Annotated in this window: 17 protein-coding genes; 9 read left to right on the forward strand and 8 right to left on the reverse strand. The window is 58.4% G+C overall.

Annotated elements, in window-relative coordinates; translation table 11 throughout:
- The first annotated feature begins 47 nt into the window (after positions 1-47).
- The 3 genes from JFT81_RS09185 (at position 48) to JFT81_RS09195 (ending at position 1,321) form a co-directional block, all read left to right on the forward strand.
- Positions 48-374: a hypothetical protein gene (locus JFT81_RS09185; protein WP_201227043.1), complete on the forward strand. Its 327-nt coding sequence runs from the start codon at positions 48-50 to the stop codon at positions 372-374.
- 52 nt (positions 375-426) lie between these two features.
- A complete protein-coding gene (locus JFT81_RS09190) occupies positions 427-690 on the forward strand; it encodes a hypothetical protein (RefSeq protein ID WP_201227044.1) in 264 nt (87 codons plus the stop codon).
- A 133-nt stretch (positions 691-823) separates the two neighbouring features.
- The gene (locus JFT81_RS09195; protein WP_201227045.1) at positions 824-1,321 is read left to right on the forward strand and encodes a hypothetical protein; all 498 of its coding nucleotides are present in this window, start codon (positions 824-826) and stop codon (positions 1,319-1,321) included.
- 41 nt (positions 1,322-1,362) lie between these two features.
- On the opposite strand, the gene JFT81_RS09200 is transcribed toward JFT81_RS09195, so the two are convergent.
- Entirely contained in the window at positions 1,363-2,175 is an 813-nt protein-coding gene (locus tag JFT81_RS09200; RefSeq protein ID WP_201227046.1) for a VanW family protein, read from the reverse strand.
- Between the two features lie 217 nt (positions 2,176-2,392).
- On the opposite strand from JFT81_RS09200, the gene JFT81_RS09205 reads away from it, so the two are divergent.
- Entirely contained in the window at positions 2,393-3,220 is an 828-nt protein-coding gene (locus tag JFT81_RS09205; RefSeq protein ID WP_201227047.1) for a glycosyltransferase, read from the forward strand.
- 331 nt (positions 3,221-3,551) lie between these two features.
- Here the strand turns inward: JFT81_RS09205 and JFT81_RS09210 are convergent, their stop codons facing one another.
- The 7 genes from JFT81_RS09210 to JFT81_RS09240 all read right to left on the reverse strand — a co-directional run bounded on the left by JFT81_RS09210 (position 3,552) and on the right by JFT81_RS09240 (position 10,891).
- Positions 3,552-4,136 (reverse strand): hypothetical protein, encoded by a 585-nt coding sequence (locus tag JFT81_RS09210; protein WP_201205207.1) that lies wholly within the window; start codon positions 4,134-4,136, stop codon positions 3,552-3,554.
- An 85-nt stretch (positions 4,137-4,221) separates the two neighbouring features.
- On the reverse strand, positions 4,222-4,404 hold the full coding sequence (locus tag JFT81_RS09215; RefSeq protein ID WP_201227048.1) for a hypothetical protein: 183 nt from the start codon (positions 4,402-4,404) through the stop codon (positions 4,222-4,224).
- Positions 4,405-4,414: 10 nt separating this feature from the next.
- Positions 4,415-4,657, reverse strand: coding sequence for a hypothetical protein (locus JFT81_RS09220; protein ID WP_201202450.1), 243 nt, complete (start codon positions 4,655-4,657; stop codon positions 4,415-4,417).
- 154 nt (positions 4,658-4,811) lie between these two features.
- Positions 4,812-5,882 carry a lipocalin-like domain-containing protein gene (locus JFT81_RS09225; RefSeq protein ID WP_201227049.1) on the reverse strand — a complete coding sequence of 357 codons (1,071 nt, stop codon included), beginning with the start codon at positions 5,880-5,882 and terminating at the stop codon, positions 4,812-4,814.
- Positions 5,872-8,343 (reverse strand): FtsX-like permease family protein, encoded by a 2,472-nt coding sequence (locus JFT81_RS09230; protein WP_201227050.1) that lies wholly within the window; start codon positions 8,341-8,343, stop codon positions 5,872-5,874. Before JFT81_RS09230 ends, JFT81_RS09225 begins: the two co-directional genes overlap by 11 nt.
- Positions 8,340-8,993 carry an ABC transporter ATP-binding protein gene (locus JFT81_RS09235; RefSeq protein ID WP_201227051.1) on the reverse strand — a complete coding sequence of 218 codons (654 nt, stop codon included), beginning with the start codon at positions 8,991-8,993 and terminating at the stop codon, positions 8,340-8,342. Before JFT81_RS09235 ends, JFT81_RS09230 begins: the two co-directional genes overlap by 4 nt.
- Positions 8,994-9,193: 200 nt before the next feature.
- Positions 9,194-10,891 (reverse strand): sulfatase-like hydrolase/transferase, encoded by a 1,698-nt coding sequence (locus JFT81_RS09240; protein WP_201227052.1) that lies wholly within the window; start codon positions 10,889-10,891, stop codon positions 9,194-9,196.
- A gap of 390 nt (positions 10,892-11,281) precedes the next feature.
- On the opposite strand from JFT81_RS09240, the gene JFT81_RS09245 reads away from it, so the two are divergent.
- From JFT81_RS09245 to JFT81_RS09265, 5 genes are read left to right on the forward strand one after another with little or no spacing between them, the layout of a single operon-like run.
- Positions 11,282-12,634, forward strand: a complete 1,353-nt coding sequence (locus JFT81_RS09245; protein ID WP_201148713.1) for a UDP-glucose/GDP-mannose dehydrogenase family protein — start codon at positions 11,282-11,284, stop codon at positions 12,632-12,634.
- Positions 12,631-13,668 (forward strand): NAD-dependent epimerase, encoded by a 1,038-nt coding sequence (locus JFT81_RS09250; protein ID WP_201227053.1) that lies wholly within the window; start codon positions 12,631-12,633, stop codon positions 13,666-13,668. Before JFT81_RS09245 ends, JFT81_RS09250 begins: the two co-directional genes overlap by 4 nt.
- A gap of 18 nt (positions 13,669-13,686) precedes the next feature.
- Positions 13,687-14,433, forward strand: a complete 747-nt coding sequence (locus JFT81_RS09255) for a sugar transferase (protein ID WP_201227054.1) — start codon at positions 13,687-13,689, stop codon at positions 14,431-14,433.
- A complete protein-coding gene (locus JFT81_RS09260) occupies positions 14,433-15,080 on the forward strand; it encodes a CpsD/CapB family tyrosine-protein kinase (protein ID WP_008084477.1) in 648 nt (215 codons plus the stop codon). The genes JFT81_RS09255 and JFT81_RS09260 overlap by 1 nt, the downstream gene beginning before the upstream one ends.
- Before the next feature lie 21 nt (positions 15,081-15,101).
- Positions 15,102-16,127 carry a polysaccharide biosynthesis/export family protein gene (locus JFT81_RS09265; RefSeq protein ID WP_201227055.1) on the forward strand — a complete coding sequence of 342 codons (1,026 nt, stop codon included), beginning with the start codon at positions 15,102-15,104 and terminating at the stop codon, positions 16,125-16,127.

A 16,127-nucleotide genomic window follows, 5' to 3' on the forward strand; every position in this document is an offset into this window, starting at 1 on the left:
GTTAACGCAACCCGCGTCTGGATTACTCACCAATCACGAGCACCAAGATGAGCATTATTGCGACCGGCCTGATGCTTTTCACGCTGAGATTTCCCGCTGTTTCTCAAGCAACCGATACCACCAGTCCGCTCCCACCCGACGTATCCAGCTTCACCAAAAACCGAGACAACTGCGACACTCTCAGAGGAGAAATCCCCGAACCTGATCCGGCAGACCCAGACAACCTCAGCCAGGTGATCAGCGCCATCAATCAAGCTTGCAAGGGCACGGACAAGCAATTGATGCAGTTAAAGAACAAGTATTCGACCGACGAAAACATCATGAAGAAACTATCGAGTTATGAAGAACGCATCGAAGCAGACATGAGCCTTTAGGCCTTGGCCCCCTGAACACTCATGACTCCAGCGAGCGCCTGCGAGGTGAAGATTGAAATTCAACGACACGTTCATCAACCGGACCGAACGCTTCACCCTCGGTATCGAAACCCTCTCTGGTACACCGTACCTTTCCATCCCGGTGAGCAACCGTTTGGTGGATTACGAGGAGTACTACGAAATCAGCAGCGACTCTTACGCGCTGTTCCTGAACGATCCATCCGCCGCATCGGATTTTGCCGAGCGCTGCCGCAACCGCGAGGAAGACCAACGATTAATCCTGAAGCCCGGATCAGATCGCGGCGTTGCTTCTTAAGTACATTCGCAGGCAGCATCGTATTGACGCAGCCACAGCAGGACACTCGCCAGTGACGGGCACTTTCCAACACGCTTTAGATCACCATGAAATCGCGGATCGAAACGCTTTAACCCGAAGACTTGGAAACCCCATGAATAAACATCAGATCACCCTCGCCAACGGCTGGACCGCCACCTTTGAAAACCGGGGCGAATTCCGCATGGGGGCTGAAGGCTGGGGCTTGGTTCTGCAAGGACCGGACGGCAGGACTATTCAGTACTTCGCTGACCAGATCATTCTGGTCAACGATGAGGACGGCACTCAGGCCAGTTCGTGCATTCGGCTCTCGAGCGACGGTGTGTACGGCTACTTGAGTGCAGCGATTAATCATTGCTGGGTGATCGACTTTGCGCGGGGCATGATCGCGCCCCATCGAGCGAGCATTTATCACTACCATCACGCCTACGACGAGAGCATCTCGCATTACGAGCAGCCAGCGTTCAAGCGTGAACGGCAATACATCAGCGTGGTGGGCATGCACATTTATCTGACCTTTCCGCTGACTCGGGACGAGGACTTCGCCAAAGTTTGGGATGAGTATCTGTCGATACGCCGACGCCAACTGGACGAGTTGTATTTCAGGAACTGATCACCTCTGGCGCGCATGTCCAGAAAACATCTATGCGTGCCCTACCCGATCAACTCGTCGGCCACTTCATACTTGACCACCACGCGATTGCGATAAAGCAGCTCCCGCGTCACCAACTCGCCCACCTGTCCCTTGTTTCGCACTTCTCGCCAGATTTCGTTCTCGCGAAATACCCGCCCCGCTTCGCGCACAAACCGATGCGCCTCCTGGAATACGTGATATCGATAATCGCGCACTTGATCACACAGCAACTCGCCTTCGAGTTGCGTCTCGCCCACATTCAATTTCAGTTGAAAATGGCGATCGGTCGGGTTGTGCAGCACCAGATCGATGTAGTTATAGAAAATCGCCGCGCCAGAACCGAACGGCAACACCCTTCCCTCGTCCGGGAACGGATCGAAACTGTGGTTGGAGCGTTCAACCACCACCAGCGGCGAATGAATGGCCATCCAGTGAATCAGGTTGCTCAGTTGGCAGATGCCACCACCCACACCGCGTCGAGCCTCGCCGAACGACAGTTCCATGCCTTCGACATAGCCACGTTGGCGGGTCGGACGGCCGACCAGACGACAAAAAGAGAAATGTTCGCCAGGGCCGATAATGACGCCATCGATGGCGGCGACGGCGAGTTTGAGGTTGATAACCTTGTTGTGTTGCAGGACTGGGTCGGAGTCACCAAGTTTGCGGATCAGTTTCGAGGTGTGTTTGAGGTAACGGAACGGCAGACGTTCTGCGGCGGCGGCAGGCCGTGCGTAGCGTTTGCTCGAACAGTACCAGGCGATCTGGCGGAACAGTCTTTTTTGCCACACGCGCAGCCAGTACAGGGCCGGGTGGTAGAGGGAAAGTGGTTTCATCCGTGACACAACGGCGACGCCGTTATCTTCCTTGGGGCGGTTACAGGGGCGCGCATTCTAGCGTGGAAGCCATTGGAAAGCTGCGGCGTTTGCCGCGTATCACCTCACCCGCCCCCCACTGCCGAAACGGCAAATTAAGGTTGGCCTAAGGTTGCGTCGTTAGCATCCCGGTTCAAGAAGCACTGTCGCCCCTTAATTTGCGGATGAGCCCTTGCCAATGACAACGTTTGATTTACCCGCCCAACAGCCGTCGACGTTCAGTCTTGTCCTGGTCAATTACAAAACCCCGGACCTCACCAGAATGTGCCTGGAATTATTGCGCGAGCAAGTCAAGGAACAGCGTATTCCGGTGTGGGTGGTGGACAATGATTCGGCCGATGAAAGTCTGGATTACTTGCGTTCTCTGGACTGGATCAACTTGATCGAGCGCCCGTCACCCGGTAAAGAAGCTGGGCACATCGCCCATGGCAAAGCGTTGGATCTGGCGTTGGCGAAAGTTGAAACCGACTATCTGTTTCTTTTGCACACCGACACCTTTGTCTACGACAAGGAAGTGTTCGCGATGATGATGCGCGAGTGCACGAAGTCGGCTGATATTGCAGCGGTCGGTTGTGTAGAGCAAATCAATCGGGGTGCAGTGAGAGATACCTGGCGCTTAACTTCGCGCTTTTGCAAGCATTATATTCGTCGCGCCAAACAGCAGTTGGGCTTGCGCTCAAAAGAGCCAAAACCCTACAGAGAAACACATCTGAAAAGTTTCTGTACATTGTGGAATGCTTGGTTGATCAAGTCGCAAGGCCTGCACTTCTGCCTGGACGATCGCGTGCCCGGTTATACGCTACAGGACCGCATGATGGGGCGCGGCTACGGCATCAAGTTTCTGTCTCCACGGAAGATTTTTCGCTATTTGGATCACATCCAGTCCGGCACCGTCGCGGCAGCCGGCACCTACGGCAAAGATCATCGACGGACAAAAATGTATCAGGCCACGCTCAAGCGTTTTCAGGGGCAGCAAGATAAATCCGGTATCCAGGCATCGAGTTAACCGATCGGCAATAAAAAAGGGCGACTTCACAGTCGCCCTTTTTATTTGAAATTGTATACAACCTCCCCAATGGAGGTGTTCGCCCAGTGTAATGGCCTGGCAATCCATGCACCGGTAAAGAGCCCTGACACTGGGCGAACGGGAGGGATTTTAATAGAAGTTGGCGCTTATGTCGTCATGCATAATGATGTTTTTTATGTACTAGAAAGTTAAAAAGTGTGTATTGCCGATATTTCCCGGCAAACTTCCTAACCTCTTCAGCCGGAGCAATTAGTATGATTGTTCTCATACAAAACCCTGTACAAGAACAATCATTCTGTAGAGTTAATGCTCAGCTTTCATGCTCGCTGGTCACTTTTAATATATCGGTGTAAGTGACGATGACGCTCTGCCCTTCTTTCAAATCCTTCAGTTTCGCCTGAATTTCAGGCTTTTTGACGTCGAGCGTTTTTGATTGTCCCGATGGGTTTTCCAGGGTCACCTGATTTTTCTTCAAATCAATTTTGGTGATTTTCAGTTGCACCTGAATCTGACGGAATGCTTCGCCGCCCGGGTTTTCGCTGCCCGGAGCGTTGCGCAGCTCGCCCGTACGCTCGGTGGAGCCAGGCAGACCTTTATCCACATCGGTGTCGAGATAGGCCGCGACAGAGCGCTGAACCTCGACGTTGACCTTGTCGCCAACTTTCAGATTGGCGAGGTTTTTTGCCTTGTCGCTCAATTGAACATGCACCTGTCGACCTTCGGCGCCTTCCAGCACCACCTGATGCTTGGCAGCATCAACGGAGAGCACTTTCGTGGTGACCTGATCCGCTTCAATGGTGGCGGACAGCGGAATATCGGCGGCAAATGCTCCGAAGCTGGTGGCGGACAATACGGTTGCGAGAGTGATGGCCTTGGCCAGTGCGTGGAGCTTCATAAGCGGTACTTTCCCTGTGATGAATGGCAGCACCCGACGCGGAAGCCTGTTCGGCGACAGATGTGCCACTGAGCATAGACGCTGTTCAGGGCTTGTCTTTGGTTTGTTGCTTCGCGGTTTCCTGCGCCGTCGATTCACCGCTCGCGGTGCCTTTGCCACCGTTCTCGCGCTGTTTGGGATCGGTGGGCCGCAGGGCGTCGTTATCGCGCTCAGTCTCGCCCGGTGGCCGCGGTTCGTCGGGGTGTTCGTTTTGAGAGATAGGTTTCATGGGAGAGTCCTCAGGCTTCGGGATCATCGAGTTCACGGGCGACGTTCACCGCTGGAGAGTCCTTGTGCAGGTCAGCAGCTTTGGCGCGCAGGATCTGCCACTGCTCCAGGTCGATGGCGCCTTGCCCGAGCAGGTCGTCGGCGACGCGTTGCAGGTCGAAATAATGGGCGTCGGGAGACTGCTGCCACAGGGTTTCATCGTCGAACAGACGCTGCCAGGTATTCATGTCCGGGGGTTGCAGGTCGTCGCTCATGACAAATCCTCGACTGGTATATCTGTGTAGAGGTTCAGCGAACAAATGGAGTTCAACCCAAATCCCTGTAGGAGCTGCCGAAGGCTGCGATCTTTTGATCTGTAAAAACAAGATCAAAAGATCGCAGCCTTCGGCAGCTCCTACGGCGGGGGATTCAATAGCCGGTCATTTCGAGGTAGCCGTTGCCGGTGTGGCTGCCACTGATGTTGACCGGGCCTTCCCAGTAGGGAATGCGCAGGTTCATCCACGCATTGGGGTTGAGCGCCGAGAGGCGGATGTCGAGGTGTTTGTCCGGGATACTGATCGACCAGCGCACCGGCATGGAGCGACCGGCGACGCTTGCGGTGTCTTCTGGCGTGAGTGTGATCTGCCCGCTATGCAGGGTTTGCGTCTGGCCGTCAGCGTCGATCCAGGTACCGGTCAGATACGGCGCGCCGTCCTTCTGGCGCATGCGGTACAACATGACGTGTGCGCCGCTGTCCAGGTGCAGGGAGAACCAGTCCCAGCCGGTCTGGTTGGCAGTCAGCGGTTGGCTGCTCCATTCACGATCGAGCCAGGCCGGGCCGCTGACGGTGTAGGTCTGGCCGTCGATTTGCAGCGTGCCGCTGGCCTGAAAAAACGGTTGGCTGTAGTAGTACGACGCCTGGCCCTGTTCGGATTTCTGACTGAAACCCTTGTCACCTTGCAGCACCAGCGGACGACTGGCGGTGAGGTGCAGTTGATAGCTGAAGGATTTGTCCTTGGCGCTGAGTTGCATATCGCTCAATGGGTCCTGGGAGTGACTGACAAACTGCCAATCATCGATCCACGCCTCGAACGGTGTCAGCCCTACACCAGCCTGACCCACCCCACCGCGGGCATAACGTTCGGCGGCATGGTGTGCAGTCGCCGAGGTCACTGCCGCATGCCCCAGCCAGATCGTTTGGCTCCCCCACCCGGCCAGTTCCGGAGCGGGGTTGAGGGCACTGCGGAACAACGTCCATTGCACGCCGAATTCCCTGCCCTGCTGATCCTTGAGGTTGGCGGTGACATACCACCACTCAATGCGAAAACCCGCATGGGCGCCGTGGTCCGCCGGAAAGCTGAACACCCGCCCCGGCACCACCGGCGTGAACCCTGACGCCTGATCGCCCATCCCGGCAAAACCCTTTTGCTCGGGCACTGATTGATCGCAGCCACCCAGCAACAACAGCACGATCAACCACACAACCGCGTTAATCCTCATGGGCAAAAGTCCTCAGCAGGTCCGCCGGTTGCGTGCGGTACAGCGAATACAACGGCCACGCCGACGCCAGCAATGTCGCGAGCAACGCCAAACCCATCAGTTGCAGCAATTGCCACGGGAACACCCGCAACGGCAGTCGCCAGCCAAACGCCTGTACGTTGATCACCGCGTCCAGACACCACGCCAGCGCGATCCCCAACGGCAGGGCCAACACCAGCGTCAGCACCGCCAGCAGCCAGGTCTGACCAAGGTTCAGCAGCATCAGTTGACGTCTGGTCACACCCAGCGCCCACAGCGGCGCGAGCTGGCCGAGTCGGCTCTGGCTCTGCGTCAGCAGGCTGATAAACAGCGCCACGCCCGCCACCGCCAGGGTCAGGCTGTTCAGTGCGGCGGTGGCTGCAAAGGTGCGTTCAAACACTTGAACCGACCAGCCCTTGAGCCGCGCCTGATCGACGATGCGGCTGTCATCGAGCGCAAAACGTGCCTGTAATGCGGACAAAAAGGCCGGGATGTTTTGCGGATCGATGCGCAGATTGAAACGGTTCGGCGTCAGTTGTGGCCAGCCGCGCAGCAGGTGATTGACGTTGACCAGCAGGTGCCCCTTGGGATTGCCGTAATCGGCATAGATGCCAACGATGCGCGGTGACCACGCCCCGTTCGGCGTGGGGATGTTCAGGTGTTCGCCAGCATGCAGTTTCAGGCGTCGGGCCAGTTGTTCGCTGAGCATCACCGCATCATCGGTCGCCAAATGCCCCCACGGATCACCGCCACTGACATCGAGCAACGGCCAATGTTGACGGTAATACGAGTGATCGATCACACCGAACACGTCCGCCGGCCAGCCTTGCAGCGTCACCGCAACCTGCCAGTTGGGCAGCACCGCCGTCACGTGCGGCTGCTGTTTGAGCCAGCTATACATCTCGCGCGCCTGAGCCGGGTTGGTCGGGTTGATATAGAGCTCGGCGCTCAGACGTTGTTCGAGCCAGTCGTTGAAGGTCTGGCGAAAACCGGCAGTCATGCTGCCTGCACCGATATTGGCAGCGAGCGCCAACAGCAACGCCATCAGCGCCAGGCTCAATGCTGGCAATTGCTGGCGGCAGTCAGCGAGAAACCACTGGCCGAGCACCGACCGACTGCGCCCGAGCAATTGATTGAGTACGCCGCTGAGCAGCACCGGCAATGCCAGCGCGGCGCCGAGCAGCAGCCCGGCCATCAACACAAATCCGCTGGCCAGACTGTCGCCCCAGACCAACGCCGCCAGCGCGATCACGCCCAACAACAAGGCCAGCCAGCCCTGACGCCGCAACCAGCGCGCGTATTGTTGATGCCAGGCTTGCGGATCTGCCACTGCCAACAAAGGCAGGCGCGCCGCCCGCAGCAGGCTGTTGGCTCCGGCGAGCAAGGCGCCGAGCAGGCTCAACCCTATCCCGCTGAACCACCACCAAGGGCTCAGCCGCAACTGCCCCGCCACTTCCGCACCGTACAGACCGCGCAGGCTGGCGGCGACATCCGGCAGCAACACACTGGCCAGCCAATACCCGCTGATTACGCCAAGTACGCCGCCGATCAGCGCCAACACGCCCAGCTCAACGATAAGACAGCCAATCAACATTCGCGCACTGACACCACAGGCGCGCAATGTGCGCAGCAGTCCGCGCCGTTGTTCCAGGGCGAGGCCGATGGCCGCATGGACAATGAACAAACCGACCACGAACGAGAGAAATCCCAAAGCATCCAGATTGAGATGAAAGCTCTCGGTCAGTCGAGCCAGATTGTTTTCCTCGCCACTGCTCTTGAGCTGCAACTGGCCTTTGAACGTGACCGGTAACTCACCGTGAAAATCCTTGGGCAGCAACAGGCGTGACAGTTGTCCGGGTTGTTCGAGCAGGGTTTGCGCGACGCCGATATCGACCAGCAACACGCCCGGCGCCATGTCCTTTTGCACCAGCAGCGGCGGCAGCTTCTGGCCATTCAGCGTTTGCGGGGTGGCGCCTTCTTGCAGGCTCAGGGCCTGCAGGGTTTGCGGGGAAATCCACGTACTGCCCGGCGGCGTGAAGAACTCGACCACTCGCTCGATCGGCATGGCCTGCCCGGCCACCGCCGAATCAGCCGGCAGCGACACCGGTTCGATGCCCATCAGTTGCAGGCGCTGATCGTCGTGCCCCTTGAGAAACAAGCGGCCCTGCAACAGCGGCGACACCGGCCAGCCCTGGCGACGCAGATCGACAAACCATTGCTGCGCAAACGTCGCGCCGTTCGGCGTACTGAGACTGGCCTGCGGTTCGCCGCCGATCAATTGGCTGGCGCGTGCGTAGCTGTCGCGGGCCTGACTGTTAAGCGCTTCGACGCCAGTCAGCAGGCTGGTGGCCAGCCACAACCCGGTCAGCACACTGAAGAACTGCACCGGATGCCGTCGCCAATGGCTCAGCAGCGCGCGCAGGGTTTGCCTGAAGACGATCACATCAGCCGCCCGTTGGAGAGCACCACCCGCTGTGCCAGCCGTGCCGCCACTCGTGGACTGTGCGTGACCATCAGCAGGGTTGTCGGCGTATCGTCGAGCAGTTCCAGCAGCAAGCGCAGCACTTCATCACTGGTCGCTTCATCGAGGCTGCCGGTGGGTTCGTCGGCCAACAGCAGCTTCGGTTGCGAGGCCAGCGCGCGACCCAGCGCGACGCGTTGCTGCTGGCCGCCCGAGAGCTGTTCGGGATAGCGCTTGAGCAAATCGCTCAGCCCGAGGCGCTGCACCAGATGTGCCTGCCAGCGCGGCTCGTGACGCCCGGCCAAACGTGCCTGAAACGCCAGATTGTCCTCGACGCGCAAACTGCCAATCAGGTTGAACTGCTGGAACACCAGACCGATTTCCGTGCGCCGCCAGTTCGCCAGTTGCGCCTCGTTCATGCTTTCGAGCCGATGTTCGCCGCTGCGAATACTGCCGCTATCGACTTTGTCGAGGCCGGCGATCAGGTGCAGCAAGGTGCTTTTGCCACTGCCGGATTCGCCCATCAGCGCCAGACTGCTGCCGGGTTCGAGCGTCAGGTCGACGCCTTGCAGCACCGGTAACGAGCCTTGAGGAGTGAGGTAACTTTTGCAGACGTTTTCAATCTGGAGCATGCCGCCACCTGATGGGTCAGTGTGGGGCAAGGATAGCGGATGCCGATGACAGACCAGAGCCTGGCGTTGAATCAAACGACCTCATCGCTGGCAAGCCAGCTCCCACAGGGATTCAGGTTGTTCACAGATACCTGAATTCACCCTCAAACACTATGGGAGGCGGCTTGCCAGCGATGAGGCCAGTCCTGCCCATACAAAATTTACTGCCCAGCCGCCACACTGGTCGCACCCTCTCCCGGCGTGACAATGCTGCCCAGATCAATATGCTTCCACTCAGGCTTGGCCCCCAGCCGCGCATTGAACCGGTAATTGAAGGTGAACTCATCTGCCGTCGGCACCGTCAACGGTTTGCCATACACCGCCTCGATCCCCGCCAGGTCGTAACCCATCAACTGCAACAAGGTCGGGAAAATGTTGTAGTGGCTGGAGTGATCCTTGTTCGCCGCCAGTTGCGCCTGCCAATCCAGCGTCTTTAATTCGCTGCCCTGAATCACCACCAACGGTACCAGCCCTTCCTCCTCCACCGGATCGCCGCCGCAGTGCGTGTTAAGCCCCGGATTACCGCGCTCGTGCAAGTCCTGGCCATGATCGGAGGTATAAATCAGCAACGCATTGCTCAGGTTGGCCTGGGCGAACACCCGCGCAAAGAACTCGCCGACATTCCATAGCACGGTGTTTTTGTAGGCGTTGCGGTACAGCACCCAGTCATCCGGCTGCCCATTGAAACCGGTGCGCTCGCCCGTGTCGGCGACTTCCGTGAACTGCCCGCGCGGCAAGGTCGGCCGATAGGCCATGAATGCATCGGGATACTTGTCGTGTACCGGAAAATGCGCGCCGACCTTGTTGATCACCACCAACTCGGGCTTGTCGTCATTGAGCAGTTCGATCAACTTCGCCGCAGCGGCCATGTCGCGATCGCGCACGCTGGTCTGGTCGAATTGCACGAACTCGTCGATGTCCTTTTTCTCGGTGTCGGTCATCAGGTTCTGCAGATTGCCACCGGTGCGCTGCGCATCGATGTACACCGTGCGCAGCCCGGCCTTTTTCGCGTACTGCCAGATCGACGGCAGCGTGCTGTTGATACGCATGTAGTCAGCGCGGGTGCCGCCGTAGCGCAAGGTGATGTTGGTGTCGGCGCTGCAATTGGCGATGGACGCGGCGTAGCCATAATTGAAAATGTCGACGCCGGCGTGGGCTTGCTTAAGGTTGCTGTGCACCCCGAACGGCGCATTGATATCCAGATAATTGCCGGAGATGCTTTCATCGATGATCAACACGATGTCATGGCCGACCGCTTGCGACGCGCGCGCCAGTGTCACCGGCTCACGCGGGCCGACGGTGTTGTGCAGCGCTTCATAGGCAAACAGGTTCAGGTAGGCCAACGGCGTGTACATGATCGGCAAGCCACGAGCGCCCTCGCCCGCTCGCAAAAACAGCACAGCGCTGAGCAGCAAAACCCCACAAATCGGCGCGGCTACGCGCAAGGCATTCGGCACCCTCAGCGAGTGTCGGGGTTTCAGACCAATGCCCAACAGCAGCAACAAGCCATTCAGGACGCCATGCAAGATTGCATCGCGGTACTGATACGCCGCTTCCTGGATGAAGCCACCCGAGTACACCAGCGAGACAAAGCTGCTGTAGTTCAGGTAATCCGCGGTGACCCGCGTATAGACATCAAAAAACACCGCCGAGGCGAACATGAACAATGCGAATAAATGTCGAATGAGCGCCTGTCGTATATACGCCGTTAGATATAACGCTAAAGTAAGCGCCAAAAACATCGCGCCAAAAAGAACTACAGAAAACCCCAGGCCGATAGCATTTAACCGCTCGATGTAATAATCGGAATAAACCAGCAGATAAATAACTAAAAGCAGTTCTTTGAGGTATCGAAACATGGCTATTCCGGTTGCGCGAAACGGCAGAGGGTCAAGGTTTTGTCGGTCAAAAACTGACACTAGCACCCGGCCATCAAAGCGCAAGAAATGGCTGACTTTTCCTGAAAGCGTCAAAAAAACGTTGACTCAAATCTGACACACTCAAGCGGCTATAAGCCTTTAATTTCGGGGGCTTCGACCGTTTATCGCTTTCTCTGAATTGTGAAAAAAGCGTCAAGGACGGGACAAATCCAACAATAGCAAGCACTTGATGGCAAATCGCCCCAAAAATGTGACCTGTTATACAGGTGCAACATGTCATTTTGCTGACACGCTTTTCTCACCCTGCGCTATACCCCTTTTGACAGTCTCGATTTGAACTCTTTCCACCGTCTTACGAGGCACGCCAATATGGACGTGAGCGTATTTGGTACGGGCTATGTTGGCCTGATACAAGCAGCGGCACTTGCCGATGTTGGACACCGCATTCTGTGCGTGGATATTGATCCGAATAAAATCAAGCAACTGCAACAAGCAGTTCCTCCAATTAGTGAGCCGGGCTTATCCAGCACCCTGGAAGAAAACATTAAAGCCGGGCGCTTATCGTTCAGCACCCAGGCCAGTGATGCGGTGGAGCACGCCGAGCTGATTTTCATCGCCGTGGGCACACCGGCCGATGAGGATGGCTCTGCCGACCTGAGCCACGTGCTCAACGTTGCTCGCCAGATTGCTTCGCACATGGAGGCCGATCGCACGCTGATCATCAAATCCACGGTGCCGGTCGGCACTGCCGATCAGGTGCTGGCCGCTGCCAACAGCGAGTTGCTGCGTCGCGGCAAATCCGAGCTGAACGTGCGCGTGGTCTCCAATCCCGAATTCCTCAAGGAAGGCAGCGCCCTCGCCGACTGCATGCGCCCCGACCGAATCATCGTCGGTACCCGCGATGATGTGGCGCGCGAGCAAATGAGTGAGCTGTACGCGCCGTTCTGCCGCAACCACGAAAAACTGATGTTCATGGACAACCGCAGTGCCGAGCTGACCAAGTACGCGGCCAATGCGATGCTCGCCACCCGCATCAGTTTCATGAACGAGCTGGCCAACCTCACCGAGTTGCTCGGTGCCGACATCGAAGCGGTGCGCAAAGGCATCGGCTCCGACCCGCGCATCGGTTACCACTTCATCTATCCGGGCTGCGGCTTCGGTGGCTCATGCTTTCCCAAGGACTTGCGCGCCCTGCTGCACACCGCCGAACACAACGGCATGCCCCTGAAATTGCTGCGCAGCGTCACCGACGTCAACGACCAGCAGCGGCACATTCTGTTCAGCAAACTGAAAGCGCAATTCCCCCAGGGTCTGGCCGGCAAGTCCATTGCCATCTGGGGCCTGGCATTCAAGCCGAACACCGATGACATGCGCGAAGCCCCGAGCCGTTACCTGATGGATGCCCTGTGGGCCGAGGGCGCCAGTGTGCAGGCTTACGACCCGGAAGCCATGTCCGAATGCCGGCGCCTCTACGGCTACCGCAACGATCTGCACCTATGCGCCACCCGCGACGACACGCTGGAAGACGCCGATGCGCTGGTGATTTGCACCGAGTGGAAAAATTTCCGCGTGGTCGACTTTGAGTTGCTCGCCGAAAAGCTGCGCTCGAAAGTCATCATCGATGGCCGCAACCTCTACAACCCGGAACACGTTGCCGCTGCCGGTCTGCATTACAGCGGCATCGGCCTTCGCCATATCGCTCCCGAAGGGCCACGGCCATGAAGGTGCTGGTCACCGGTGCGGCCGGTTTCATTGGTGCCCATTGCGTGTTGCGGTTGATGCGCGACGGCCACTCGGTGGTCGGCCTGGACAATTTCAACGCCTACTACGACCCGCAACTCAAGCACGATCGCGTGCAATGGGTGCGCGAGCAGGTCGGCGATTTCCCGCTCGCCACGGTTGACCTGGCTGATGCGTCGGCCATCGACGCACTGTTTGTCCGCGAACGCCCGCAAGTGGTGATCCACCTCGCGGCGCAAGCCGGGGTGCGCTACTCGCTGGAAAACCCACGGGCCTATCTGGACAGCAACCTCAATGGTTTCCTCAACATTCTGGAGAGCTGCCGCCATCATCCGGTCGAGCACTTGATTTATGCCTCATCGAGTTCGGTGTACGGCGCCAACCAGCACACGCCTTACTCGGTGAAGGACGGCGTCAATCACCCGCTGTCGCTGTACGCCGCCACCAAAAAAGCCAATGAACTGATGGCGCACAGCTACAGCCATCTGTTCGGCATTCCCAGCACCGGTTTGCGTTTTTTCACCGTATACGGCCCTTGGGGTCGACCAGACATGTCACCGATCCAGTTCGCCCGCGCGATCACCGACGGCACACCGCTGAAGCTGTTCAATTACGGCGAGCATCAACGCGACTTCACCTACGTCGACGACATCGTCGAAAGCATCGCCCGCCTTGTCGATCACCCGCCGCATGCTCATCCGGAGTGGGATCGTGAACACCCCGACGCCGGCACCAGCATGGCGCCGTGGTGCCTGTTCAACATTGGCGGCCAGCACCCGGTGGAGCTCAAAACCTATCTGGCCCTGATGGAAAAACACCTCGGTCAGAAAGCCATTGTCGAGCTGCTGCCGCTGCAACCGGGCGATGTGCTCAACACCTGCGCCGAGACCGACGATCTGGCCCAGGCCACCGGGTTCCAGCCGCAAATAGAGCTGGACGAAGGTCTTGGACGCTTCATCGCATGGTTTCGCGACTACTACCCGACTGCCTATCGCCCACGCGCCGCTCGCGGCTGAACATCAGCGGAGGACTCCATGACTGGACATGAAAAAGGTGTACCGATCCAACAACTGCAGCGTGACAAGCGCATGGATCCGGAACAGCGCATGCGCCTTGATGCGGCGATTCATCGTCAGGGTCAGGGCTGGGTCACCGGTCGAGAAGGCGGTCGGCCATGGACCTTGTCGCGCACCAACCGCGTGGTCGCATGCCTCGGTGCAATCACCATTCTGCTGGTGTTTTCGCCACTGCTGCTGGGCCTGGCGCTGGCCATCAAACTCACCAGCAAAGGCCCGGTGATGTTCGTGCAAAAGCGCACCGGCTACCGTGGCCGCAAGTTCGGCATGTACAAGTTCCGCACCATGGTGGTCAACGCCGAAGAGCTCAAGGAGTCGCTGCGCCACCTCAACAAGCACGGGGCCGACGCCATCGATTTCAAGATCGACAAGGATCCTCGCATCACCGGTATCGGCGGTTTTCTGCGGCGCACCAGCCTCGATGAACTGCCCAACCTGATCAATGTAGTGACCGGCGACATGCGCCTGGTCGGCCCACGCCCGACCTCGTTCAACGCCTATCGCTACAAGGACAGTCACCTCGCCCGGTTGGCGATTTATCCCGGAATGACCGGCCTGTGGCAGATCTCCGGGCGCAGCAACATCGACTTCGACCAGCGCGTTGAGTTGGACCTCAGCTACATCGCCGAGCAGAGCCTTTTGCTTGATCTGAAGATTCTGTTGAAAACCCCTTTCAAAGTATTCAGCGGCCACGGAGCAAGCTAATGGACGGTTCAACCAACAAAAGCCTGAGCATTGCCAACCCCAGCGAATCGAACCTGACTTCGACCGTGCTGGACCTTGATCTGCGGATCCTGTTCCTGACCGCTGCCAACCCCGGCGCCGGCACCACCACCAGTGCATTGGCGCTGGCCAGCCAGTTGGCGCAAATGAGCAGCGGCCAGGTGCTGCTGGTCGACGCCAGCCAATCGGCGAGCAACCTCACCCAGCAACTGAACCTGAGCAAAGAACGCGGTCTGCGCGACTTGCTGTTCAACCCGGACAACCCGCCGCTGTTGCAGGACTGCGTGGTGCAGGTCTCAAGCCTGCCGTTCCACGTGCTGCCCAATGGCCGGCCGATCCGCACCATGGAACACCTGACCGCCGAGCGCCTGAGCCCGTTGCTCGATCAATTGGGCAGCCAGTACCGCTTCGTGGTGATCGACGGCGACGCGGTGTATTCCGCCGCCGACACGCTGGTCATCAGCACGCAAGTCGATGGCGTGGTGTTTGTGGTTCGCGCCGAAGACACCCGCTGGGAAGTCGCTCAGGCCGCCGTGCAACGCCTGACGCAGGCTGGCGCAAAAGTGGTCGGCAGCGTGTTCAACCGGCGCAAGTACTACATGCCCAAATGGCTTTACAAAAACCTCTAAGCGAACGCGAAGGATGACGCCATGAACGCCAAGATTCTTGTTCTGCTGATGCTGCCGCTTGCAGGTTGCTCCAGCAATTCCGAAACCCAGAACATGCCGGTGAATATCCTCACCGCCGCGCCGGCCAACGCCCAGGCGACGGACATGCCGAAGATTGAGCAGACCCTGCGCCCGCAGGATGTGCTGGACGTGATCTTCCATATCAGCACCAGCGGCTCGGATGCCTACCGCGTGCAGTCGGGTGACCAGATCGGCCTCAACTTCACCGCCGCCAGCCAGCTCAACGGCAATCAACTGGTGCTGCCGGACGGCACCATTGAACTGCCGGGCGCCAACACCTCGGTAAAAATCGCCGGGCTGACCAGTGACGAGGCGCGCGATGAAATCCAGCGCGCCTATCAACGCAAACAGCTGTTCCAGCCCAACCGCAATCAGTTGACCGTGCAGATCATCAGCCCGCTGACCAATGAGCAGAACCTGAAAAGCGCGCTGAATCACCCGGCCACCGGCATGAGCCGCGAGATCACCGTCGGCACCGACGGCTACGCGAGTTTCCCGGAAATCGGCGCTGTGCCGCTGCAAGGCATGACCGTCAACCAACTGGAAAGCTTCCTCAACAAGAAGTACGCGCAATTACCGGGCCGGATGACCGTGGATGTGCTGCTGAAATCCACCGCAGGCAACGAAATCTATGTACTTGGCGAAGTCGGCCAACCGGGTTCCTACCCGATCCGCCGGCCGGTCTCGGTGCTTGAAGCGTTGACCCTGGCCCGTGGCACCAACGTCAAGGCACGGCTGGATTCGGTGGTGATCATGCGCCGCAACGGCAATCAGGTGCAGGCGGTGCGTTACGACGTCGAGAAGGCCCTGTCGGGTGAAGCGCCGCAAATCGCCTACCTGCAACCGGACGACATGCTCTACGTGCCGAAAACCAAACTGGCCAGCGCCGGTGAACTGGCGCGGCAACTGGCGGACGTGGTGTTGTTCCAGGGCGTCGGTTTCAGCTTCGGCTACCGCGTCGACAACAAAGACAGCAACAACAACTGA

The sequence above is a fragment of the Pseudomonas sp. TH43 genome (assembly GCF_016650635.1).
GTDB lineage: Bacteria > Pseudomonadota > Gammaproteobacteria > Pseudomonadales > Pseudomonadaceae > Aquipseudomonas.